Annotated in this window: 21 protein-coding genes; 12 read left to right on the top strand and 9 right to left on the bottom strand. The window is 42.3% G+C overall.

Annotated features, from left to right (window positions below):
* Window positions 1-2: 2 nt before the first annotated feature.
* Together JWQ34_RS00690 and JWQ34_RS00695 are read right to left on the bottom strand one after the other, a co-directional pair.
* Complete coding sequence (locus JWQ34_RS00690; protein WP_299352444.1) at window positions 3-1,145, bottom strand: hypothetical protein; 1,143 nt, start codon at window positions 1,143-1,145, stop codon at window positions 3-5.
* A gap of 125 nt (window positions 1,146-1,270) precedes the next feature.
* Entirely contained in the window at window positions 1,271-2,764 is a 1,494-nt protein-coding gene (locus JWQ34_RS00695; RefSeq protein ID WP_299352446.1) for a catalase, read from the bottom strand.
* Window positions 2,765-2,856: 92 nt separating this feature from the next.
* On the opposite strand from JWQ34_RS00695, the gene JWQ34_RS00700 reads away from it, so the two are divergent.
* From JWQ34_RS00700 to JWQ34_RS00710, 3 genes are all read left to right on the top strand, one after another.
* Window positions 2,857-3,792: a hydrogen peroxide-inducible genes activator gene (locus JWQ34_RS00700; protein WP_299352449.1), complete on the top strand. Its 936-nt coding sequence runs from the start codon at window positions 2,857-2,859 to the stop codon at window positions 3,790-3,792.
* Between the two features lie 54 nt (window positions 3,793-3,846).
* Window positions 3,847-4,641 carry a zinc-dependent peptidase gene (locus tag JWQ34_RS00705; RefSeq protein WP_299352452.1) on the top strand — a complete coding sequence of 265 codons (795 nt, stop codon included), beginning with the start codon at window positions 3,847-3,849 and terminating at the stop codon, window positions 4,639-4,641.
* A 68-nt stretch (window positions 4,642-4,709) separates the two neighbouring features.
* A complete protein-coding gene (locus tag JWQ34_RS00710) occupies window positions 4,710-6,071 on the top strand; it encodes a sulfatase-like hydrolase/transferase (RefSeq protein ID WP_299352455.1) in 1,362 nt (453 codons plus the stop codon).
* A 44-nt stretch (window positions 6,072-6,115) separates the two neighbouring features.
* On the opposite strand, the gene JWQ34_RS00715 is transcribed toward JWQ34_RS00710, so the two are convergent.
* Window positions 6,116-6,778 (bottom strand): NAD-dependent epimerase/dehydratase family protein, encoded by a 663-nt coding sequence (locus JWQ34_RS00715; RefSeq protein ID WP_299352458.1) that lies wholly within the window; start codon window positions 6,776-6,778, stop codon window positions 6,116-6,118.
* Window positions 6,779-6,909: 131 nt separating this feature from the next.
* Here JWQ34_RS00715 and JWQ34_RS00720 point away from each other — a divergent pair, with 131 nt between their 5' ends.
* Complete coding sequence (locus tag JWQ34_RS00720) at window positions 6,910-7,614, top strand: metalloregulator ArsR/SmtB family transcription factor (protein ID WP_299352461.1); 705 nt, start codon at window positions 6,910-6,912, stop codon at window positions 7,612-7,614.
* Window positions 7,615-7,630: 16 nt separating this feature from the next.
* Window positions 7,631-8,986, top strand: a complete 1,356-nt coding sequence (locus tag JWQ34_RS00725) for an MFS transporter (protein WP_299352464.1) — start codon at window positions 7,631-7,633, stop codon at window positions 8,984-8,986.
* 120 nt (window positions 8,987-9,106) lie between these two features.
* On the opposite strand, the gene mfd is transcribed toward JWQ34_RS00725, so the two are convergent.
* Entirely contained in the window at window positions 9,107-12,466 is a 3,360-nt protein-coding gene (gene mfd / locus JWQ34_RS00730; RefSeq protein WP_299352467.1) for a transcription-repair coupling factor, read from the bottom strand.
* Between the two features lie 247 nt (window positions 12,467-12,713).
* Here mfd and JWQ34_RS00735 point away from each other — a divergent pair, with 247 nt between their 5' ends.
* From JWQ34_RS00735 to JWQ34_RS00760, 6 genes are all read left to right on the top strand, one after another.
* Complete coding sequence (locus JWQ34_RS00735; RefSeq protein ID WP_299352469.1) at window positions 12,714-13,121, top strand: DUF4199 domain-containing protein; 408 nt, start codon at window positions 12,714-12,716, stop codon at window positions 13,119-13,121.
* Window positions 13,114-13,416 (top strand): DUF2752 domain-containing protein, encoded by a 303-nt coding sequence (locus tag JWQ34_RS00740; RefSeq protein ID WP_299352472.1) that lies wholly within the window; start codon window positions 13,114-13,116, stop codon window positions 13,414-13,416. Before JWQ34_RS00735 ends, JWQ34_RS00740 begins: the two co-directional genes overlap by 8 nt.
* Window positions 13,417-13,733: 317 nt before the next feature.
* A complete protein-coding gene (locus JWQ34_RS00745) occupies window positions 13,734-14,096 on the top strand; it encodes a TM2 domain-containing protein (protein WP_299352475.1) in 363 nt (120 codons plus the stop codon).
* A 152-nt stretch (window positions 14,097-14,248) separates the two neighbouring features.
* A complete protein-coding gene (locus tag JWQ34_RS00750; protein WP_299352478.1) occupies window positions 14,249-15,346 on the top strand; it encodes a Nif3-like dinuclear metal center hexameric protein in 1,098 nt (365 codons plus the stop codon).
* A gap of 229 nt (window positions 15,347-15,575) precedes the next feature.
* A complete protein-coding gene (locus JWQ34_RS00755) occupies window positions 15,576-16,325 on the top strand; it encodes a C4-type zinc ribbon domain-containing protein (RefSeq protein WP_299352480.1) in 750 nt (249 codons plus the stop codon).
* Window positions 16,326-16,427: 102 nt separating this feature from the next.
* Window positions 16,428-16,826, top strand: coding sequence for a DUF2809 domain-containing protein (locus tag JWQ34_RS00760; protein WP_299352482.1), 399 nt, complete (start codon window positions 16,428-16,430; stop codon window positions 16,824-16,826).
* Between the two features lie 59 nt (window positions 16,827-16,885).
* On the opposite strand, the gene JWQ34_RS00765 is transcribed toward JWQ34_RS00760, so the two are convergent.
* From JWQ34_RS00765 to JWQ34_RS00780, 4 genes are all read right to left on the bottom strand, one after another.
* Entirely contained in the window at window positions 16,886-17,380 is a 495-nt protein-coding gene (locus tag JWQ34_RS00765; RefSeq protein WP_299352484.1) for a GNAT family N-acetyltransferase, read from the bottom strand.
* 23 nt (window positions 17,381-17,403) lie between these two features.
* Entirely contained in the window at window positions 17,404-18,147 is a 744-nt protein-coding gene (locus JWQ34_RS00770) for an ATP-binding cassette domain-containing protein (RefSeq protein ID WP_299352486.1), read from the bottom strand.
* A gap of 2 nt (window positions 18,148-18,149) precedes the next feature.
* Window positions 18,150-19,628 carry a DUF5687 family protein gene (locus tag JWQ34_RS00775; protein WP_299352488.1) on the bottom strand — a complete coding sequence of 493 codons (1,479 nt, stop codon included), beginning with the start codon at window positions 19,626-19,628 and terminating at the stop codon, window positions 18,150-18,152.
* Window positions 19,629-19,781: 153 nt separating this feature from the next.
* Complete coding sequence (locus tag JWQ34_RS00780; RefSeq protein WP_299352490.1) at window positions 19,782-21,062, bottom strand: replication-associated recombination protein A; 1,281 nt, start codon at window positions 21,060-21,062, stop codon at window positions 19,782-19,784.
* A 65-nt stretch (window positions 21,063-21,127) separates the two neighbouring features.
* Between JWQ34_RS00780 and JWQ34_RS00785 the strand changes: the two genes are divergently transcribed.
* Window positions 21,128-21,763, top strand: coding sequence for a DNA-3-methyladenine glycosylase 2 family protein (locus JWQ34_RS00785; RefSeq protein WP_299352492.1), 636 nt, complete (start codon window positions 21,128-21,130; stop codon window positions 21,761-21,763).
* Between the two features lie 127 nt (window positions 21,764-21,890).
* Here JWQ34_RS00785 and JWQ34_RS00790 read toward each other — a convergent pair whose 3' ends face one another.
* Window positions 21,891-22,802: a hypothetical protein gene (locus JWQ34_RS00790; protein ID WP_299352494.1), complete on the bottom strand. Its 912-nt coding sequence runs from the start codon at window positions 22,800-22,802 to the stop codon at window positions 21,891-21,893.
* Between the last annotated feature and the right edge of the window lie 299 nt (window positions 22,803-23,101).

The raw sequence follows: 23,101 nt of genomic DNA on the forward strand, positions 1-23,101 counted from the left end.
AATTAATTCGCTATATATTGATTCCCTTGCGGGCTTGACTTAGTTTTTAAAAAACTTATAATTTGTAAAGATACATCTAAAAATAAAATTTTAGGGTTTGCATTTCTTTCTACGTGATAATGCGCTTTTTCAAGCTCAGCAACTATGGCGTTGTTCATAGAAATACTCATTATCGCGCTCAGTTTTTGCGCTGTTTCCAACTCGGCCGCCGGTAAATGCACAAGTTCGCCTGCGCCGGCTATCAGCAAACAACACTCCCGAATAAAACTGATACCGTATCGTAAAAAATTCTTTTGGTTTTCGCGCCCCATTTTTGATAACTGATCAACAAAGCCCACAAGCTCTATCCCTTTATTGGCAAAGCACAAACGCAGCCATTGCACAAATAAGGTGTGGTAGCTTTTATTTTCCTGCTGCAGCATGACCAGCGCATCCGTTAAATTGCCGTTGCTTAAATAGGCAATTTCGGCGGCCGCATGTTCTGTTTGGTGATGATGCCCCATTAATTCGGCCTTAATATCTTCGTAACCCAGTGCCGGTATTTTTATCAGTTGCGTACGCGATAGGATGGTGTTTAATATCTGGTCCTGATTTTGGGCCACTAATAAAAACAGGGTGTTGGGTTGTGGCTCTTCAATAATTTTAAGCAGGGCATTACCCTGTTTATCTAAAAACTCAGGCAGCCAAAGTATTAATACTTTATAATCAGACTCGAACGGCTTAAAGCTTAACCTTTTAATGATCTGATGGCAATCTGCAATATTAATATTTGCTTGCTTGTTCCCTGCATCAACATAACCGCGCCATATATCCAGGTTTAAATAGTTGTTCTCTAAAAAGGCTTGCCGCCAATTCTCGATAAAGTCTATTGACGTTTCTTTTGGCAGACCAAATGTTGGATAGGTAAAATGCAGATCGGGGTGCATCAATTTTTGATATTTGCGGCATGACGAACATTCGCCGCACGAATCATCAACCTGTTTATCTAAACAAGATAAATATTGCGCATAGGCAACCGCCAGTGCCAAACTACCCGACCCCTCTGGCCCCAAAAACAATTGTGCATGACTAACCCGGCCTTCTTTTACCGAATTGATCAGCCGTTGTTTGATGGCCGCCTGCCCTACTATGTGTTTAAACTGCATTTGGTGCAAAATAATAATTAGTATTGAGATGTGAGATATGTTTTAGAGATTAGTCTCAGTACATAACCAAAAAAGCGCCTCAGTAGTGAAGCGCTTTAATAACAATCTCTAAATTCTAATCACCATCACGCCGGCATATGCTTCATCGTTTCCTGCAGATCAAGTTCCAGGCCTTTAGCTATAGCCATCCCTAAGCCTATATCAGCCCTAAACCAATGGCATAATTGGCGATTAACTATTTGTTCTTTCTTTGGCCCATCAATACCGCTCATGGAATTTACAACGTTTTTGATCAAATCGTTTTTTTGACCTTGTGTCATCAGACGATATAGGTTGCCCGGTTGGGTGTAATGATCATTTTCACCCTCGGCATTGCGGTCATACCAGTCACCTACAGATGATCCAAAATCCCAGGCCGGTTCTTTATAAGCCTGGTCTGCCTCAATATTATCAAAGCTATTAGGGAAATAGTTTGGTGCCGAGCCTTGGTTGCCATCCACACGCATCTGGCCATCGCGTTCATAATTATTTACCATAAACGGGCATTTGTTTACCGGTATCTGCTCATAGTTGCCACCCAAACGGTAACGGTGCGCATCGGGATAAGACAGGATCCGTCCCTGCAACATTTTATCGGGCGAGTAACCTATACCATCCACAACGTGGGCCGGTGCAAAGGCAGCCTGTTCCACATGGGCAAAATAGTTATCGGGATTTTCATTCAACTCTAACACACCTACATCAATCAGCGGATAGTCGCCATGCGGCCATACTTTGGTTAAATCGAATGGATTAATATGGTAGGTTGTGGCATCGGCCTCTGGCATTACCTGTATTTTCATGGCCCATTTCGGGAAATCGCCATTGTCAATATGCGTCAACAGATCATGTTGCGCAAAATCAGGGTTGTGGCCGCGCATTGCACCGGCCTCTTCATCCGTAAAGTTTTTTATACCCTGCTGGGTTTTAAAGTGGAATTTTACCCAAAACCGCTCGTTGTTAGCATTGATCAAAGAGAATGTATGGCTGCCAAAACCATGCATGTGGCGGTAGCCATACGGCGTGCCCCTGTCACTCATCAATATAGTTACCTGGTGCAAACTCTCCGGGTTAAGTGACCAAAAATCCCACATCATAGTAGCACTTTTGCTGTTGGTGTATGGGTCGCGTTTTTGAGTGTGGATAAAGTCGCCAAATTTTTTAGGGTCCTTCACAAAGAAAACCGGGGTGTTGTTACCCACCAGATCCCAATTGCCCTCTTCGGTATAAAACTTAATAGCAAATCCCCGCGGGTCACGCTCGGTATCAGCCGAACCCTTTTCGCCGCCCACGGTGGAGAAACGCAGGAACAGCTTTGTTTGCTTACCCACTTGATTAAACACTTTTGCGCGGGTGTATCTAGATATATCATGCGTAATGGTTAACGTACCATAAGCGCCCGAACCTTTAGCATGCACAACGCGCTCGGGAATACGCTCGCGGTTAAAGTGAGCCATTTTTTCATGCAGAATAAAATCCTGCAATAATATCGGTCCGCGGGGGCCGGCTGTCATTGAGTTTTCATTCTCGGCATACGGGATGCCCGATGCGGTAGTCAGCTTTTTCTTTGGAGTTTCCATAATCTATTGATTTTAGTTACAACAAACTTCAGTAATATATTTTGATAGAAAAAATCAATAATTTATATATTTGTATAGATTATATCTATATCATGACCATAACCCAATTAGAGTACGTTGTAGCTGTTGATACTTATCGCAGTTTTGTGGCCGCTGCCGACAAATGTTTTGTTACCCAGCCCACCCTAAGCATGCAAATACAAAAGCTGGAAGATACGCTTGGCGTAAAACTATTCGACCGCTCTAAACAGCCAGTAACGCCAACGGAGATCGGTATCGATATCATCAACCAGGCCCGCATACTGTTAGCAGAGGGTGAGAAGATAAAAGAGATCATATCCGACAGGCAAAAAGAGTTATCAGGCGAATTGAAAGTGGGTATCATCCCTACCGTAGCGCCATATATACTACCTAAAATATTACACGGTTTTATCGCAAAATATCCGCAAGTAAAGCTCATCGTATCAGAACAAACTACCGAGCAGATAGTACAGCAATTAAAACTAGGCACGTTGGATTGCGGCATATTAAGTACCCCTTTGCACGAAAGCAGCCTGATAGAGATCCCGGTATTTTACGAAAACTTTGTGGCCTATGTGAGCAAGCACAGTAAGCTATACAAAAAGAAACATATAGACCCCGATGATATAGACATGGAAGAAATTTGGGTGCTAAACGAAGGCCATTGTATGCGCGAGCAGGTGTTAAACATTTGCCAGCGTAGACGTTCTACTCAGGGCTTTCAGCATTTTGAGTATAATAGTGGCAGTGTTGAAACACTTAAACGCATGGTCGATCAAAACAACGGCGCTACCATACTGCCAGAATTAGCCCTTACAGACCTAACCGATAAGCAAATGGACCGGGTACGTTACTTTAAATCGCCCGAGCCGGCACGCGAGGTAAGCATTGTTATACAACGCAATTACCTAAAACGCCGTATGATTGAAGCGCTAAAAAACGAAATACTGGAGTTTGTACCCAAACGCATGAAACACAAAAAGAAAAAAGAGGTAATGGAGTTTTAATAAGAACAATTACCGGTAATTGTTCTTATACCGTAACACTTCTAAGTTTTAACTATGTATTTTATTATCGTAATCCCTGTAATTTTAATTATCGCCTGGGTTGTTTTTCGTAAAAGGGGCAAAGCCATGCCAGCCGGGTTCCAAAAGTTAGATGCACCTTTACGGTTATTGCTTGACGCTAATATTAATTACTACCACAGGCTGGGAAAGAGGGAACGCAAGCGGTTTGAAGGGCAAATTGCCGCGTTTTTGCAGTACGTAAATATAGAAGGGGTGGGTACTGATATTACCGATCTGGACCGGGTATTGATAGCCTCAAGCGCCATTATACCAGTATTTGGTTTGGGCGATTGGGAATACAGCAATTTAACCAACGTAATACTTTACCCGGATACCTTCGACCACGAGTACCAATTTGAAGGTGGCAATCGCAACATACAAGGGATGGTAGGCACCGGTTATATGAACGGTCAGATGATCTTATCGCGGCCAGCCTTGCTAAAAGGTTTTTCACCTATATCGGGTAAAGAAAATACAGCTATACATGAATTTGTGCACCTGGTTGATAAATCAGACGGCGCTACCGATGGCGTGCCCGAACAATTAATGGAGCATGAATACGCCGCCCCGTGGCTTAGCTTAATGCACCAGGAAATGCATCGTATAAAAGAGGGCAAATCAGACATTAACCCTTACGCCATTACCAACGAAGCCGAATTTTTAGCCGTTGCTGCCGAATACTTTTTTGAAAAACCCGATCAGTTTCAGCAAAAACACCCCGAGCTCTATTTGCAGTTAAGCCGGATATTCAGGCAGAAACCGGCAAAAGGCAACTGGTGGCATAAATAATTTTCAAGGCGCCTCATAACCGCATAATTATATAGATTTGTATCATCACTATATAACATAAACCTGTTATGAAAAGAAATCCTTTACCTGTTATACTCCTAATTGCAGTAGGTATAAGCTTATTGGCCTATACCCCAAAGCAAAAAGCGGCCAAACGCCCAAATGTTATCATCATCTATACTGATGATCAGGGTTATGCCGATATGAATATATATGGATCGAAAGACCTTTATACCCCTAATATGGACGCGCTGGCCAGGAGCGGCGTGCGGTTCACACAGTTTTATGCAGCTGCGCCTATATGTTCGCCATCAAGGGCATCCTTATTAACCGGCAGGTATCCTCAAAGAGCGGGGCTGCCCAATATGGCCTCATCTAAAGAAGGTGTTAGCGGTATGCCCGGCTCGCAATATACCATGGGCGAATTATTTAAAGATGCAGGCTATAAAACCGCGCATATAGGTAAATGGCACGTAGGCTATACCAAAGATACCGAGCCAAACGCGCAAGGGTTTGATTTCTCTTACGGGTTTATGGGTGGATGTATTGATAACTATTCGCACTTTTTTTATTGGGAAGGACCTAACCGCCATGACCTATGGAAAAACGGCGCAGAAATATATGAAGCGGGCCGATACTTCCCAGACCTTATGGTGGAACAAGCAGGCAAGTTTTTAACTGAAAACAAGGACCAGCCCTTCTTTTTATACTGGGCCATTAACAACCCGCATTATCCGCTGCAAGGCGAAAAGAAATGGTTGGATTATTATAAAAACCTGCCATCGCCACGCGATAAATATGCCGCCAGCATATCAACCATGGATGAAAAAATAGGCGAACTGTTAAAGAAACTAGATGCCCTTGGCTTACGCGAAAACACCATCATTGTTTTTCAATCAGACCAGGGGTTTTCAATGGAAGAGCGTACGTTTGGCGGCGGCGGCTCTGCCGGTATTTTTAGGGGATCGAAGTTTAGTTTATTCGAAGGAGGTGTGCGTGTACCGGCAATTATAAGCTGGCAAAATCATATCCCGGTTAACCAGGTACGCACACAGGTTGCCGCCAATATTGACTGGTTCCCTACGCTGGCGGCCTATTGCAATATTAAAATGCCGGCTCGTAAAATTGACGGGCAAAACTTACAACCAGTAATTAATTCGCCGCAGGCGCAAACGCCACACCCGCTATTTAACTGGCAAAGTGCAGGGGGTAAGGATAACCCTCAATGGTCTGTTCTGGATGGCGATTGGAAATTGATGCATAGCCCATTTGAGGCAAAGAAAGAGGAGTTAAACAGTCAAAACTATTTCCTGGTGAATTTAAAGGATGATCCATCAGAAAAAAACAACCTGGCGGATAAATACCCCGATATTGTACAACGTTTAGAAGCCGTACATAAAGAGTGGTTAGGCGGAGTGTTTGTTCAATAAGAGGTTAATTATGAAACTTAAATGGTCACGCATCAAATAAACAGCTAACCTTTCGCCAACACTTTTATATCCCCAATCTCCAAAACTGATTTGGGATATCCTTTTAATACCGCATTTATCATAGCCGTTGCCACATCGCGCAGGGTGAGTAATTGTTTGGCCATAAAAAGGTGTAATAGCGGGTATAATGGCGCAATGATCTTATAGAAGGTCTTCATACTTTTTTGCCCTTCGGTTGGTTTCATAAAACCGGGGCGAAAGTTATAAACGCCTGCGAACGGCAGTTTGACAAGCGCGTTCTCGGTACGGCCCTTTACACGCGCCCACATAATGCTGCCTTTCTCTGTACTGTCTGTATGGCTGCCCGATACATAGGTAAATACCATATCCGGGTTTAGTTTAGATAATGTTTCGGCAAAATGCAGGGTAAGATCGTAAGTGATATGGGTGTATTCGGGCTCTTTAACGCCGACCGAGCTTATCCCCGCGCAAAAAAAGCAGGCGTTGTACCCAGTGAGCTGGGTGGTTACTTTGGTCAGGTCAAAAAAATCGGGCACTAAAAGCTCTTGTAACTTAGGGTGCTGCATATCGTAATGCTTGCGGTTAACTATCAGCACCTGTTCTACCGCAGGATTTTCTAAACATTCAAGTAGTACACCTTCGCCTACCATGCCGGTAGTGCCTGTAATTATAACTTTAATTTTCATGAGCCTTTAATTGTTGCTGTTTATGTAGACGATTAACAAGATAAAACATTTTAAATTATTTTATTTGATTTAAAATTGACATATCATTATCCAGTGATATATCGTGTTTGTTCATTCCCTACCTTTATGGCATGGAAGAGTTAAATATTTTCACCATAACCGCCGCTATTGCAGACCCGGTACGATTATCGGTAATGATGTATTTGATCCGTGGCTCGGCATCGGTTACAGAAATGATCAATCACCTGGAGGTTTCGCAAAGCAATTTGTCTAATCATTTGGCGGTGCTTAAAAATGCTGGGTTAATTAAATCAACATCAGCCGGCAGGCAAAAAATATATGAGCTGTCTAACCCTGACGTAGCGCAGCTGATAGAGTTGTTATTAAACCTGCAGCCTCTATCGCCCAAAAAAGAAATAGAGATAAAACCCATACAACAAGCCCGTACCTGTTATGACCATTTGGCGGGCAAACTGGGTGTAGCCGTTTTTAATGCGCTTATGCAGCAAGGCGCTATTAATTTTACCAGCGATACTACCCCAAAAGTCAAAAATTTGCTTGCCAAAACCATTCAGCTTGGCCCCAATGGAGATACTATTTTTGGCAGACTAGGTATCGATCTGCCCCTGCCCAAAAACGGCAACCGCAAATTTGCTTTCGGCTGCATGGATTGGACAGAAAAAACACCGCACCTGGCCGGGGCATTAGGAGCTGCGGTTTGCCAATTGTTTTTAGATAAAAAATGGGTTGCCCGCAAAACCGGGACACGGGCCATTGTCATAACGGCATCGGGGAAACAGGCTTTAAAAGAGTTAGTTGGTCTTGAATTTAATTAATCTATAAAATTACCTTGTGAAAAAATCTAAAACCGGCTTTTGGTTTGTGGTATTTACCACCAGTTTGGCCTTTGTAGTATCGCAATTAGATGTGTCTATCGTTAATATAGCGTTGCCGCAAATGGGCCGCTCATTTGCCGTGGGAGTAAGCACATTGCAATGGATCGTGGATGCCTATACCATAGCTTTCGCGGTGCTGATGTTATCCGCAGGCGGTATGAGCGATCTGTTAGGTTCTAAGCGTTTATTTCAATTAGGATTATTGCTGTTTGGCATAGCATCGGTAGGTTGCGGGATTGCATGGAGCCCGGTAGCGTTAATAGGCTTTAGGGCATTGCAAGGTGTAGGGTCTGCTATTATGATACCCAGTTCGTTATCGATCTTAAACAATACCTTTTCGCACGAGCCAAAGCTGCGCGCCAGTGCCGTTGCCTTTTGGACGGCAGGCGGCGGAGTATCCATTGCCGCCGGACCTGTGTTGGGTGGTTTGCTGTTACACATCAGCACCTGGCGCGCCATATTTTTAGTGAACATACCAATTTGTTTAGCCGGGCTGCTTTGCAGTATTTATTTGATAGATAGCAAGCCGGGTAAAAAACGCGGCTTTGATATCCCCGGCCAATTGATATGGATGCTGGCGCTTACGGCGTTTATTGCTGCTATTATCGAGTGGCATAACCTGGGGGCGCACTCGCCCTTTATTTATGGGGGGATAATTTTTAGTGTAATAATGCTGGGACTTTTTTTGTGGAGGGAGAAAGTCGCCGAATCGCCCATATTGCCGCTTGATCTGTTTAAATCAACCAACTTTAATGTATTTATTGGTTTGGGGATGGCATTTAACGGCTGTTATTACGGGACGGTATTTGTGCTGAGCCTTTACCTGCAACAAGTATTGCATTACTCGGCTTTTGAGGCAGGCATGGCGTTTTTGCCGCTAACAGGCGGATTTTTAATAGCCAACCTAACCAGCAGTGTAATTATGCAAAAACATGGCATACGTATACCCATTTTAATTGGACTAACCATATTTGCCATTGGTTTTGCCTGCCTATTGGTAGCAAAACAGGATACACCTTACTGGCAATTACTCTTCCCCTTCTTTGCGTTGCCAATGGGCATGGGGTTGGCGGTGCCAGCCATGACAACGGGCACTTTAGCAACCGTTACCCCTAATCAGTCGGGCATTGCCTCGGCAGTATTAAATACCACCCGGCAAGCAGCAGGCGCGGTTGGCGTAGCCGTATTTGGCACTATGGCCACCGGCGGACCGGACGCTATTGTTAAAGTTATTATGGAGATTGGGATAGTGGCGGCGATATGTATATTGTTGTATGTGGGAGTGGTGTTTAGGTGGTTGAGGGATTTGTAGGAACGGCTCTTCTTATTTGTCATCCAGAGCGACAGCGAAAGATCTTATATAATTTATTGATAAGCGCTGTACTTGTCGCGCGTAAAAGATTCTTCGCTAGCGATCAGAATGACAGGACGATTATGGTTGCGCTTCCGCTACTTCCAACATCCCACCCAACAACTCAACCGCTTCATTAATACCCATTACGCCTTCAATACTTAAACGAAGGGTGTTTTTTACTTCTTTTAAATTGGTACGGCGAGGGTTGGCTTGCACAAAGGTTAGCACATTGCGGAAAGCTGCAGTTTCAAAATATGGCGATTGCTGGTTGGTGATAAAGTAACCGCGCAGTACGCCTTTCTTTAATGAGATCTTTTCGAAGCCAATAGCCCTGCCAGTCCATTGCAGGCGCATGGTATTGAGCAAATCGTTTACCTGTGCAGGTATAGGCCCAAAACGGTCATGCAATTGTTGCTGAAACGCTTGCAGTTCTGCCTCGTTTTCCAGTTTAGATAGGTCCGAATATAAATTATACCGCTCTGATAAACTGGTTACATATTCGTTTGGTATCAGTATCTCCAGGTCGGTATCTATTTGGGTAAAGGCAATAAAGGGTCGTGGTTTATCATCAGGGAACAGGCCTTTAAACTCATCGTCCTTTAATTCGTGAATGGCTTCATCCAGGATCTTATGATACATCTCGAAACCGATCTCGGCAATAAAACCGCTTTGCTCGGCTCCTAAAAGGTTTCCGCTACCGCGGATGTCGAGATCACGCATGGCAACGTTAAAGCCGCTGCCCAGATCGCTAAATTCTTCAATTGCGCTTAGTCGTTTGCGGGCCTCGTTAGTTAGGGTTGACAATGGCGGACTCAGCAAATAACAATACGCCTTTTTATTGCTCCGGCCTACACGGCCACGCATCTGGTGCAAGTCGCTCAAGCCAAACATGTGCGCATGATTAATGATAATAGTATTGGCATTAGGGATATCCAAACCCGCCTCAATAATGGTAGTGGCTACCAATACATCATATTCGTTATTCACAAATTTTAGCATTACATCTTCCAGCGCGTCGCCTTCTAACTGGCCGTGAGCGATGCCCACACGTGCACCGGGCACCAGCTTATGGATCATGCCCCCCAGTTGCGGCAAGTCATTAACCCGGTTATGGATAAAAAACACCTGGCCGTTACGCTCCAATTCAAACTCAACCGCTTCTTTTATCAGCTTATCATTAAACACATGCAGCTCGGTAACTACCGGCTGGCGGTTGGGTGGCGGTGTTGATATAATGGACAAGTCGCGCGCGCCCATTAAGGAAAAATGGAGGGTACGCGGTATGGGGGTCGCGGTTAACGTTAACGTATCTACATTGGCGCGCATTTGTTTCAATTTCTCTTTGGTGCCTACGCCAAACTTCTGCTCCTCGTCAATGATCATCAGGCCAAGATCTTTAAATTTTACATCCTTGCTCACCAAACGGTGTGTACCTATGATAATATCTACCTTGCCATTCTTCAGATTCTCTAAAGTGTCCTTTATCTGCTTGCTTGATTTAAAGCGATTAACGTAATCAATGTTACAAGGGAAGCCTTTTAAACGCTCGCTAAACGTTTTATAATGTTGGGCCGCCAAAATGGTTGTCGGTACCAGGATAGCCACCTGCTTGCTATCGGCAACGGCCTTAAATGCCGCGCGGATGGCAACCTCGGTTTTACCAAAGCCCACATCGCCGCAGATCAACCTATCCATAGGGTGCGGCGACTCCATATCCTTCTTGAAATCAGTAGTAGCTTTTTCCTGGTCGGGTGTATCCTCATAGATAAATGAGGCCTCCAGTTCGGTTTGTAAATAGCTGTCCGGCGAGAATGAGTTACCTACCTGCGATTTACGCACCGCATAAAGCTTGATCAAATCTCGGGCTATGTCTTTAACTTTTTTTTTTGTTGTTTTCTTGAGCTTTTCCCACGTATCAGTACCCAATTTATTCATGCGGGGTACGCTGCCCTCTTTACCGCTGTATTTGGATATGCGGTTAAGAGAATTGATGTTAACATACAACAGGTCATTATCGGCATAAATTAAGCGGATCATTTCCTGCTGTTTGCCCGTAACTTCTACTTTTTCCAACCCCGCATATTTGCCTATACCGTGGTCAATATGGGTAACATAGTCACCGGGTTTAAGCTCGCGCAGCTCTTTAAGCGTAATGGCTTGCGAACGCTGGTATCCTTTTTTAAGCTTGTATTTATAGTAACGATCAAATATCTGGTGATCAGTATAGCAGGCCAGGTGTTGCTCGCGGTCTACAAAACCTTCGCGGATTGAAACGCTTATCGGTGTAAATTTTACCGTTTTATCCAGATCGTCTAAAATGGCATACAACCGCTCCACCTGTCGCGCCGAATCGGTGAGGATATAGTTTTCTATCTTTTCGGCTTCGTTATTTTTAAAGTTATGTATCAGCAGGCTAAAATCTTTATTAAAAGATGGCTGCGGGCGCATATCAAAGCTGATAGTTTCTGTAGGTTGATAGAAGAATTGCTTGCCAAACTCAATTACGGGATAGTCATGCAGTTGGTCGGCAATTAGTTTTTCATCAGTAAAACCAAATTTAGGGTCAATCCAATCGGGGTTTTGATTCTTTTCGTCTGTCGATAAAGCGTTCCATAACTGGGTAGCTTTTTTATACCCGGTTTGGATAATATCAAACGTAAACTGTACATCCTTTATCCAGATCTGGGTATCATCGTCAATATATTCTAACAGCGAAATATTACTTTCCGTTAAAAATTTCGATTGCACATTAGGCACTATCGTAATGCTCTTAACCTGCTCCACCGATAATTGGCTCTCTATCTCGAACGTGCGGATAGACTCGATCATATCGCCCCAAAACTCCACCCGGTAAGGCAGTTCGTGCGAGAAAGAGAAAATATCAACTATACCACCACGGATAGAAAACTGCCCTGGCTCGTATACAAAATCAACCCTGTCAAAATCATACTCTACCAAAAACTCATTGATAAAATCAATGCTCAGTTTGTTGGTGACGGCAATCTCTAACGTGTTTTTTTCTAATGATGCACGGTCAATTACCTTTTCGGCCAAAGCCTCGGGATAGGTAACAATCAGCTGCCCAAATTCAGACGAATGGTTCAGCTCATTCAATACCTCGGCGCGCGCTAAAACATTGCTGCTATCGGGCTGGGTAAACTCAAAAGGTTTGCGGTATGATGATGGGAAAAGCAGTACCTCTTTACCGGTAAGGTTCTCCAGGTCGGCCTGGAAATAGCCGGCTTCTTCACGCTCGGGCAATACAAACACCATGTGCTTATGCTGCAAAAAATACAATGCTACCGCCATGGTCGCATCACCCGATCCGACCAGCCCACGAAGCTGTATCCTTGGATTTTTACCCGCGTTTAAAGCTTTCGCCAACGCTAAAATCCGGTCATCAGCTTTATATCTTTCTAATATATCACGGATGTTCAAACTGCCGCAAATATAGGGAAAAAGGACGGCTGATTAATATTGATTGCACTGATTTTTAATGCGCGCGAACAAGTAAACCCGCATAATTTTAATTAACTTGTAAAAAGGCTGTTTGACAGCATAAATTTTAATTATACAAAACAATATACCACTTAAAACACTTTTTAAGATAGTTTAAACAACGTTTTGTATTTACGGCACGTATTTAAATTACAACTCACAACTTTTAACCTAATACTTAAATAAAATGAAAAATGCTTTAATATGGGGCCTTGTTATCGGTGTACTAAGCGCGGCATGGCTGTTTATTACACACGCCCTAGGTTATGACATCTCTGATGACAAAACCGCGCCTTACGAATATCTGTCCATTTTTATACCGATAATAGGCCTGTTTTTTGGTATAAAAGGCTATCGCGACTACGAGCTTGCGGGCAATATGGGCTTCTTAGAAGCGTTGATACAAAGCTTTAAAATATTATTATTTGGTGGCATACTAGCCGTTTTTGCAGGTATAGTTTATATCAATTATATACAAGCCGGTAATAATTTTGCCGCGTTCTCTGGCCGTATGTTCGGTGCCTTGTTGATTGGATTATTATCTTCATTAGCTGTATCTTTGGTTTTGGCAACAAAATCAAACAAGGTTGATTAAATTTTTAAAAACAAACTTCGAACTTATTTTCTGGGTAGCCGCCATCATTGCGCTGGCGGTTGCTAATTCGGCTATCGAGTCGCAGTACACCCTATGCCCGCTAAAATTGATGGGTATTACCTGGTGTCCCGGTTGTGGTATCGGGCATGCCATATCATGGCTGTTGCATGGTGATATTGTTAGATCGTGGCATGCGCATTGGCTGGGCGTGCCTGCTTTATTAATTATTGGGTATAGGATTTTTGTGCTGGGGCGATGTTTGTTTGTGCCGAAGCAGGAATATAAGTTTGATTAGTATGGCTGGGACTCACCCGATCATCGCTTCGCTCGATCACCCTCTCTTTCGCAAGCGATAAAGAGGGTTGTTTGATTTTTTTTCGAATTAACTTTTAATAACTCTCTTTCTGCAAAAGACAAAGAGAGGGTCGCGTTCGAAGAGCCTCGGGGTGAGTATTCGCCGACAAACTCACACCCACCCCACTTTTTCACCGCTCAAATCCCTACCCTTACCGATTTGTTTATCAGCTTTGCCCATTTTGCATTGTCCACTTTTAAATGGTACATTAGTTTTGGGGTATAAATAAAACAAATCACTTTAAAACAACAACGATCATGGATATGTATCAAAACCCGTATATGAGCCTTTCAGGCATAACACCCGAAGAATTGGCTCTGTTACAACAAGCTACTGCAGGATTAACTGACGAGCAAAAAAAATACTTCTTTATGGTGTATTCAGGTAAACGCAAAAGCCCGCAGGATATGCTGATATTTTGTATAATAGGTCTGTTTTTGGTGCCGGGCCTGCAAAGGTTCATCACCGGACAGATCGGGATGGGTATATTGTACTTGTTTACTGTAGGCTTATGCTTTATCGGCTCAATTGTCGACCTGATCAACCATAAAAAATTAGCTTACGAATACAACCAAAAAATGGCCTTCGAAAGCTTTAACCTTGCTAAAATGGGTAATTAATACTCCGTAGAGGTGCGGGAAATCGCTCCTTGATCTATCATATATTGGAAAATGTAAGGACGCAAAAGACATTGCGTCTTTACTTGTTTACGGTATTTTTGATACATTTATCAAACATCAGTGCAATCAAAAAAAATTGTGTAATCCTAACAATGAAATTATCCCAACTCACCACTTACCTTGAAAGTATTGCCCCGCTGGCTTACCAGGAAGATTATGATAATGCCGGCCTTATTGTTGGTAATCCCGACCAGGAAATTCACCAGGTTTTAATATCGTTGGATTGTATTGAGGCTGTTGTTGATGAAGCGATCGCTACCAATTGCCAGGTCATTATATCGCATCACCCCATAGTTTTTAAAGGGTTAAAACGGTTTAACGGCAAAACTTATGTGGAGCGCGTGGTCGAAAAAGCTATCCGAAATGACATAGCGCTATATGCCATCCATACCAATTTAGATAGTGTAATGAACGGGGTTAACGCCAAAATTTGCGAGACCCTAGGATTGGAGAACACACATATCTTATCGCCAAAACAAGGCTTGTTAAAAAAACTGGTTACCTATGTACCCACCAGCCATGTAGACCAGGTGCGTAATGCGCTATTCTATGCAGGGGCGGGTAACATAGGTAATTATAGCGAATGCAGCTTCAACGTCGAAGGAACGGGCACCTTTAAAGGCAACGAAGATAGCGACCCATACGTTGGCCAACCCGGCATACGCCATACCGAAGAAGAAACGCGTATAGAAACCGTTTACCCCGCCAACCTGGAAAGTAAAATACTAATGGCGCTGATGCTGGCACATCCTTATGAAGAAGTGGCTTATGATCTATATGCATTGACCAACCAGCACCAACAGGTAGGATCGGGCATGGCCGGCGAACTGGAACAAGCTATGGATGCCGAAGAATTTTTATATCACCTGAAAGAAAAGATGCATGCCTCTGTAATAAGGCATACCGCCTTTACGGGCAAGCAAATAAAAAAGGTTGCCGTTTGTGGTGGCTCGGGTGGGTTTTTATTAAAGCATGCAATAGCCGCCGGCGCGGATATTTTTATTACCGCTGATTATAAATACCATGAGTTTTTTGATGCCGACAGTAAGATCATTATAGCAGACATAGGCCATTTTGAAAGCGAGCAGTTTACCCAACAATTGCTGCATGAAATGATACAAAAAAAGTTTGCTGATCTGCCATTACGGTTAACCAGTGTTAACACTAATCCGGTGAGGTATTTTATGTAGCAAATTTTAATTGTCATCTCGACCAAAGGAAGAGATGTATACACGAATAGGCCGGCGACATGCTTATGTATAGATTTCTCGCTATGCTCGAAATGACATAATAGTCGTTTTGATGCCCTCTACACTTTTGAATATTAGCAATTTACAATTCAATTATAAAATATTTTAAAAAAGTTGTATCTTTGCCATCCGTTTATAAAAAGAAATAAGTATAAATCCCGTCAAAATAATGGAACAAACCGTAGAACAAAAGCTTAAAGCGTTATACGAATTACAAACCATCCACACTAAAATTGATAAAATTCGCCAGATAAGAGGTGAATTACCTATGGAGGTTGCCGATCTGGAAGATGATGTTGCAGGTTTGGAAACCCGTATACAAAAAATTAAAAGTGAGCTTGATGATTTGGAGGATGATATTGTTACCCGCAAAAATCTGATAAAAGATTCATTGGCTAACACCAAAAAATACGAAACCCAGCTTAACGAAGTAAAAAACAACCGCGAGTATGATGCAATTTCGAAAGAGATTGAAATACAAGGTTTGGATATACAAGTTAGCGAGAAAAAAATACGTGAATTTGGTTTTGAGATAGCTTCAAAAACCCAGGTTTATGAAAAAGCATTGGCTGACCTTGAGGCTCGCAAAAGCGACCTTGACGCTAAGAAAGATGAGCTAGGCACTATTACTGCCGAAACCGAAAAAGACGAAAGCGAATTAACTGCGCAGGCAGAAAAAGCTATCCCTAATATCGAAGAACGTTTATTGATTGCTTACAATCGTTTGCGCCAAAATGCTAAAAATGGTTTAGCTGTAGTTACTATCCAGCGCGATTCATGCTCAGGATGTTTTAACCAAATCCCGCCTCAGCGTCAGTCTGATATCCGCCAACGCAAAAAAATTATTGTTTGCGAGCATTGCGGCCGTATCCTAATTGATGAGCAAATGGCTTTGGAAGCAGAAACTGTAACCGCTTAATAAGCACACAACATTTATAAAAAAAGCGTCCCGATAGATATTGGGGCGCTTTTTTTATACATTAGGTTTAACTATATGTTCTAAAATATATATATTTAACCAATGCTAAAAGCACGTCTGATTTATTTAATCCTTATTATAATTACCGTTATTACCGGGTTGGTATCGCGTACGTTATCACCGGCCGTTATACCGTTATTTGTTGGTGATATTTTATGGGGACTGGCTGTCTTTCTGTTAATGCGATTCCTCTTCATACAAAAAGCGTTAACATTTACCATAATTGTAAGCCTAATTTATGCTTACGCTACCGAGCTTAGCCAGCTTTACCAGGCTCCCTGGATAAATAATTTACGCACTACTTTTTTTGGCAAAGTATTATTAGGCGAAACTTTCTATATTGGCGATTTAGCAAGTTATACCATTGGTATTGGACTTGGTGTGTTAGTGGAGCTATCACTGCGCAGATTGATCACAAGCATGTATCCGGAAAAGGATTAAGAGCCCAAAACTGTATTTCAAAAAGACTAACGAAGTTTTTAAACTTCGATTTCTAAATATTACAACTCCTTCCGCATAACGTAATCATTCAAAAAATATGGGCCGAACGGAATGTCTATTTCATAGGCTATGGTAAAGCCCATTTTTTCGTAAAAGGTTTTGGCCGGGTTGCGGCGATGCACGTTTAATTCCAATATGTTTTTACCTGCCGCCAGTACCTTTTCATAAACAGCATTTAACAAAATCTTGCCATATCCTTTTCCTTGGGTTGATGGCAGCATGTATAGTTTATGAAGCTTATATATATGCGGATCCTTATCATCCGGCGAATAAGCGGCAAAGGCTACCGTTTGTTCCTCAGCAATCAATAATAAATAAGTTTGTTCCTTATCTTGAATTTGTTTGGCCAGTACACCCGTAGAGTACCGGTCATTCAACATAAAATTGATCTGATCATCGGCTAGTATAGACGAGTATGTTGGCCACCATATTTCATTGGCCAGCGCCCTGATGGTTTCTGCATCGTTTACGGTTGCTTCTCTGATGGTGTACATGAATGACAATCGAGTATCGTTTATTAATGGTTTTCCTCCTCATCAATAATGGGCGCGGCGGGCGTTGGCGCACCACCGATAGCAAAGTATTGCTCCAGTTCGGACAGAGTAGTCGAGTTAGTGGCTATATCTTTAATAATCTTTCCTTTTTCCATTAGCAATATGCGGTCGCAAATATCGGTAACGTGGTTAAGGTCATGGCTTGATACGATGGTGGTAACGCCTTTTTGGTTAGCTTCCTTGATCATCGCTTTTAACCTGAACTGTGTGGTTGGGTCAATATTAGCAAAAGGCTCATCCAGCATTAACAACTCAGGGGTTTGCAGCATGCATGATGCTATGCCCACTTTGGTTTGGTTACCTTTTGAAAGATCACGGATGTATTTGCCGCGTTTTAATATTTCGCCGTTAAAAAAGTCGGTGTATCCTGCTAAAAAATCGTCCACATGAGCACGGGTTTGTTGGTGCAGGCCGCCGATGAAATAAAAGTATTCTTCGGGGGTAAGGTAGTCTATCAAAAAGCCTTCGTCTAAATAAGACGCAGTATAATCTTTCCAATGGTCATTGCCGGCAACGGGCTTTTCATTTGATAATACCTCGCCGCTTTCGGGGCGTATTAAATCAAGTATCATACGAAACAGTGTAGTTTTACCGGCACCATTATTACCAACCAAGCCAATGCTTTCGCCTTTTTTAATCTCCAGCTGCGGTATGTTTACAACAATAACGCCGCTATAAACTTTTTTAAGATCTTTTACTTGTATCATCTTTATTTATTTCTAAAGCCATCAAGTATGGCAAATTTTCGTTTGTTAAAGTCAGCTTCCAGGAAATTTATCCAGTAGCCGCGGGTAAGTATGCCTGCCACACCGCAAGCGGCAAGAGTGGCTAGCGCAAGGTCAGGATGCCCTAATAATTTAAAGGGCAGATAAACGATAAACGGCGGTAAAAACAGCAGGAACGATAGAATAAGCTGCGTTGCGCCAACCCCTTCCCAATTAAATGATGCACCTTTACTCAAGTCAATGCGTTTGGCATTGCGGTTGGCAAAGTATAATACAATGTTAACGGTTACGCCTAAGTTCCACAAGTACATTACAAAATGCACCAGCAATACCCGCCAGCCATAATAAACGTAAGGTATGGTTAACAGAAACGCTACCGTTGAAGTAGTGGTAAACAAAAGATATTTGCCTTTTAAAAAATTAACAAAGCTAACTTTGCTCACCATTAAGCCATCAAAGTGCGAAGCCTGCCAGCTAAACATAAATTGTCCGTAGTTAATAATGAAAAACCCGGTCATGAACATCCCTGCAAAAAGCTTCATCCACTCGTTGTGTTTAAGCCCGGGATTGGTATAAAATATCAATCCATAAAACAGAAAGAACAATGACATGATCAAAGCCGACTTAGGGCGCTTGTTCCGCAATATCAATTTGACCTCGCTAGCTACCAGGTCGCCGGTTGCGCCAAAATAACTTAAAACAGGATACTCGGTACTGCTTTTGTATTTGTCTTTTTTGGTGCTTAGTTCTTCCAGGTAAAGGTTTTGTTTAAGATAGATAAAGTTTAAATAATACATGGTGGCCCCTAACAATACCGGCACTAAGGCTAAAACAGGATGATTAATTAAATTGCCAAAAAACAGGTAGGATATATTGCGGATGGAGTATAAGTGCCATGAAGTATCGCCCATAATTACCAATATCAAAACAGCGGAAGCAACTAAAAATACCCAGCCGTTTAAGTTGGCTTTTCGTTTAATATACAGGGCCAGGTAGTTATTAAAAACAGACAGGCCAAAAAGCGACACCATAAAACTTATCACAGCCAGGCCGCCTTCGTCATGCAATACTACTTTAAATAAAAACGGCCAGAACAATAAAAATGGCCATAAGTTAAATACCGAAAAAAGTGCAGTAAGCGCAAGGTAACCAACAATGGTATTGCGTTTAATAGGTAGTTGTAGATACGGCTGTACCCGTAGGGTTGGTAACTCTTGCAATTGGATCCTTGAAAACAGTTCGCCAACAAAATAAACCAGTACAATACCACAAAATGAAAATATCAAAGAATCATGGGGAAATACTTTTTTAAGTATAAGGTCCATTAAGAACCCGGCTGCCACTACATAAAGAAGCAGCATTAAAATAAGCAACGACATTATTATGCGGACCGCAAGGTTCTTACCCGCGTTTTTTGAGCGCCAAAAGGCTTTAAACTCGTGCTTAAAGAAAGTTGTTATCATGCGGCCTGCTAAAAAATAGTTAATTACTGTAATTATAATTAAATAAATTAATAAATGCCTCACCTAAATCCTCTTCAAAGGAGGGGACTTGCTTGTTGTGTTGGCTTTGTGCGTTGGCTTCTCCCTCTCCATTGGAGAGGGCCGGGGTGAGGCCTAATATTTATACCTATCGCCCCACAATTTTTTTAACTTTTCTTTTGACTCATACTCCCTTGGATTGTTACCAGGTTCGTAAATTTTTGTGCCCTTTATGGCATCGGGCAAAAAGTCAAGATCAACAAAGTTGTTCTCAAAACTATGAGCATATTTATAATCTTTACCATAACCAATATTCTTCATCAGCTTGGTTGGGGCGTTGCGCAAGTGCAGAGGTACAGGCAAATCGCCGGTTTGTTTTACCAAGCCCATGGCCGTACCAATAGCCGTAGTAGCCGAATTGCTTTTGGCTGATGTTGCCAAATAAATAGCTGTTTGTGATAAGATCAATTGCGACTCGGGCATGCCAATTACGTTAACCGAATTAAAGCAGGCCTGAGCCAGCAACAAGGCATTAGGATTGGCATTGCCAATATCTTCGGATGACAGGATGAGCATGCGGCGGGCAATAAACAACGGGTCCTCGCCACCGGCAATCATCCGCGCCAGCCAATAAACCGCGCCGTTAGGATCGCTGCCCCGCATGGATTTAATAAATGCAGATATAATATCATAATGATTCTCGCCGGCTTTATCATACAGCGCCATGTTTTGCTGCACATGATCCAACACTATTTGGTTAGTGATCTCTATTTTTTTGCCCGAGATAGCATTTACCAACAACTCAAAAATATTCAACAACTTACGCGCATCGCCGCCGGATAGGCGCAGCAAAGCCTCATATTCTTTAACGTCGATCTTTCTATCGCGTAGTACAATATCTTCTTTCTTCGCTTTATCCAATAAACTTACCAGGTCATCCTCCTCCAATGGCTGCAGGACATATACCTGGCATCGCGATAGCAAAGCCGATATAACCTCGAAGGATGGGTTTTCTGTAGTTGCACCTATCAATGTAACTATACCACGCTCTACAGCGCCTAAAAGCGAGTCTTGTTGCGATTTAGAGAAACGATGGATCTCATCAATAAACAATACGGGTAGTGTGTCGCCATCTTCTTTTAAACGCGATGCGGTTTCAATGACCTCGCGCACGTCTTTAACACCCGAGTTGATGGCGCTTAGCGAAAAGAAGGGTCTGTCAAGCGTTTGCGATATAATATAAGCCAGCGTAGTTTTACCCACACCCGGCGGGCCCCAAAACAGCATAGACGGCAACGCGCCGCTTTCTATAGCCTTGCGCAATACCGCGCCCGGCCCTACCAGGTGTTTTTGTCCCACATAATCGTCCAGGTTTTTTGGGCGCATGCGTTCTGCTAATGGCGGGAGATTGTTCATGTAGTAAAAATCTGAAAAGTAAACGCTAAATCCTAAATTTTTTAGTATTTTTAAATAACAATTATATGATAACAAAGTTCTCCCAAGCCAACTATCACCAAATCTGTGATGAATTAGCATTAACCGATACAGAGCTAGCGGGTATTATTAAAGTCCATGGTTACCCGCCACTATGGAGTCGAACCAATACATTCGAAACTTTAGTGCATATTATTTTAGAGCAGCAGGTATCGCTGGCATCGGCGCTATCGGCCTTAAATAAATTAAAAGAGCGGGTGCAGGAGCTGACTCCTGCGCGAGTGCTATTATTAACGGACGAAGAGCTTAGGGCCTGTTATTGCAGTCGCCAAAAAACAGCTTACATTAAATATTTAGCCGAGGCATTAATAAGCGGACATATCGACTTAGAAGCATTTGAGCAATTGCCAGACGATAAGATCCGTGCGCAATTGGTCACCCTAAAAGGCATTGGCAACTGGACAGTTGATGTTTACCTGATGTTTGTACTACAACGGGCTGACCTGTTCCCCATTGGTGGCCTTGCCGCGGTTAATGCTTTAAAGCGGGTTAAGGGTTTGCCGGCAACAACTACAAGAGAGGAAATAATAGCCGTTGCCGCCCAATGGCAGCCTTATAGGACGGTAGCTACTATGCTGTTATGGCATTATTACCTATCGGAACCAAAAAAGACAGGTAAGTAACCTATTCAAGTGTACACAGGTGTATCCATGCGTACCTGGTACAGTACCCTAAAACAAAAAAGCAACCTCCATACCTTTCGGCGTAGAGATTGCTTCGTTCCTCGCAATGGCGTTTGCGGGGTGTATCTTATTTAAACGTTACACTTGTTTTACCCATAGTATAACCATCGGCATAAAGCAATACGGTATAAGTTCCTTTTTGGAATGGTGATGCATAAACCCAATCAACGGTATAATTAACGCCATCGTCTTTAAAGTCAATAGATGTTTTATAGGTGTATTGCAAATCTTGACTATCGGCATTAAATGTTCCGGCGTCTGCACCTGTTATCAGGTTGCCGGTTGGGTCAATAATGCGGATATAGATATCATGCGATCCTTTTGCTGCTATAGCATTGCTGGCAACGGTAAAGTTTATTTTTAGTTTATTAACGTTTTTGGCTTTGGTTTCATCGCTTTCTTTTCCATTCTTTTTAACCTTATACCCAACAACGCTGGTGGTAGCTACTTTTAATGCTGATGCTACTTTTACTTTGCTGTCAAGATCTTGATTTTGTTTTTCAAGGTTGGTAGCTTTTTCACTAACCGAGGTAAGATTGGTTTTTAAAGTATCTCTTTCGGTAGTTAATGATACATTTTCTTTTTTAAGCTCGTCAATATCGGCAGTGTATTTGGTAACAAAATAGCGCAGTTGTTTTACGTCCTCTTGTGCCTTGCTTAGTTCGGCGGCGGTAAGTTTGCCTTTGGCCAGTTCGCTTCTTAAAACTTTTATTTTGGATTTAAGCGAATCGTTTTTTGCCTGTAGCTCTGCCGACATTTTTGTTTTACCTGAATTTACCTGCTCAATCTGTGCTTCTAAACTATCCAGTTCTGTTTGTAGCCGGGTCTTTTCATCGTTTTGGTAAACAACTTTAAGGTCCGAATTATTCTTCTTCATGTATAAATACACGTCGGTGCCTAATAATGCTACAATTACTACCACTAAAAAGTAAATAACGTTCGAGTTTTTTTTAGGCTCTTGTGTTTGCTGGTTCTCCATAAAAATTGTCTGATTTTGTACTTAAATAATAATTAAATTCGGACATGCCGTTATTAAAGATGGGCCGATTTTACTCCGCATCAATCATTGGTTAACTATTAATATACGTAATAATGCGAAATTTATGATATTGTTTTTACAATTGTCTATAAATAATTTGACCGCGATTGGCTAAAAGTAGCTACAAATTGCATAAAACGCAATTATTATTTGCCATAATAAACCGCCTTATTAATGAGTTTATATCTTTGCACTTCTAAAAGAAAGCCTGTTAATGCACCAATTACGCTATTTTATAC

This window comes from Mucilaginibacter sp., from assembly GCF_028288185.1.
GTDB lineage: Bacteria > Bacteroidota > Bacteroidia > Sphingobacteriales > Sphingobacteriaceae > Mucilaginibacter.